At 41.2% G+C, this 1,236-nt stretch carries 1 protein-coding gene and 1 pseudogene; both read right to left on the bottom strand.

The window, feature by feature from the left end; translation table 11 throughout:
• Positions 1-775, bottom strand: a 775-nt coding sequence (locus AC1DUA_RS38280; protein WP_477504665.1) for a PolC-type DNA polymerase III N-terminal domain-containing protein, incomplete at its 3' end; no start/stop codon positions are given.
• 68 nt (positions 776-843) lie between these two features.
• A pseudogene (locus AC1DUA_RS38275) lies at positions 844-1,236 on the bottom strand (proline--tRNA ligase); the annotation flags it as partial.

Below are 1,236 nucleotides of genomic sequence, written 5' to 3'. Positions count from 1 at the left end.
TAAACAACGTGTTACCGTTTCTTAATTCTTTGACATCTAGTCCGAAAACAGTTCCTTGAACTGTAATTTTCTTCTCTTCTTCTCGAATATCCTTCAGTGGAGTCGGTACTTCCTTAATGTCGTATCCCATTACGAGCTTCAAATCATCTGGTAAAGAAGATTCTTCTTCCTCCATGTCGATCGACATCATGATTTCTTGTGTAATCGTCTTCTCACTTTGCTCGCGCTGTTTGGCAAACTTCTCGTATTCCGTTTCTACATCGGCAGAATCGCTAATTGCATATTTAACCGTTAAATCCGTCTGGAAAAAGTTATGGAAAAAATCTCGAATAAATGCATCTATATTTTTCTTCTTGGCAAGCTCTAGTCCGATCGCATCCAGCATAATAAGGGATAGGGATTGACCTTGTACTTCAAATTTGGCTTTAGCCATCCAGCCGTTAATGGAGGGCACTTCGCGCTGCAGCCATTCCATAAATAAGCTCCAGTATTCATCTACCAAAGCAGCCGGTTCCGCCTTTTCGAACTTCCAAATAAAACGAATCTTCGCGATTTGCGCGAATTTTTCTTGAATCATTTTACAAAAAGAGCGGTAAATGTTCTGAGGCACTAATTCATTTTTCACCAAATAAAAAGTCCAGTCGCGATTCTTCCGACTTATTTCTACTTGATCGATATAGCCATCCGTAAAAAATGATCGCACGACATCGGCTGGAATCTCCGCTTGCTGCATCAAAAGCTCAAAGCGATTCCGTTTATCAGCCAAATTACTCATGAACAGCCTCCCCATAAAAATACGAAGGGCAATGGATGACTTGCCTCCATTTGCCCTTATAGTAGTAATTAGTAACTGCGGCCAAATACGACCGTATGTTTAGCAGCATCGCCGCAAACCAGACATGTTGACTTCGTTTCTGTAGGTGTGAAAGGAATATTACGACTTGTCGCACCTGTTTCTTGCTTCACTTGTTCCTCGCATGCGTTAGAACCGCACCATCCAGCTAAAGCAAAACCACGTTTTGTTTCAAGGAAAGTTTTGAATTCATCAATAGAATCCACGGCAATATAATGCTCGTCACGGAACTGCTTGGCTTTATCATACATCTGCTGATGAATCTCAGCAAGTAAATTTTGCACTTCTTCGACAAAATTCGCTTGTTGCACGATTTTCTTTTCTCCACTTACACGAGATACAAGAACAACTTGTCCATTCTCCATATCACGTGGTCCCAATTC

This window comes from Paenibacillus sp. 01T422 (assembly GCF_056398785.1).
The sequence above is the reverse complement of the archived record's forward strand: the minus strand, read 5'-3'. Positions and strand labels throughout refer to the sequence as shown.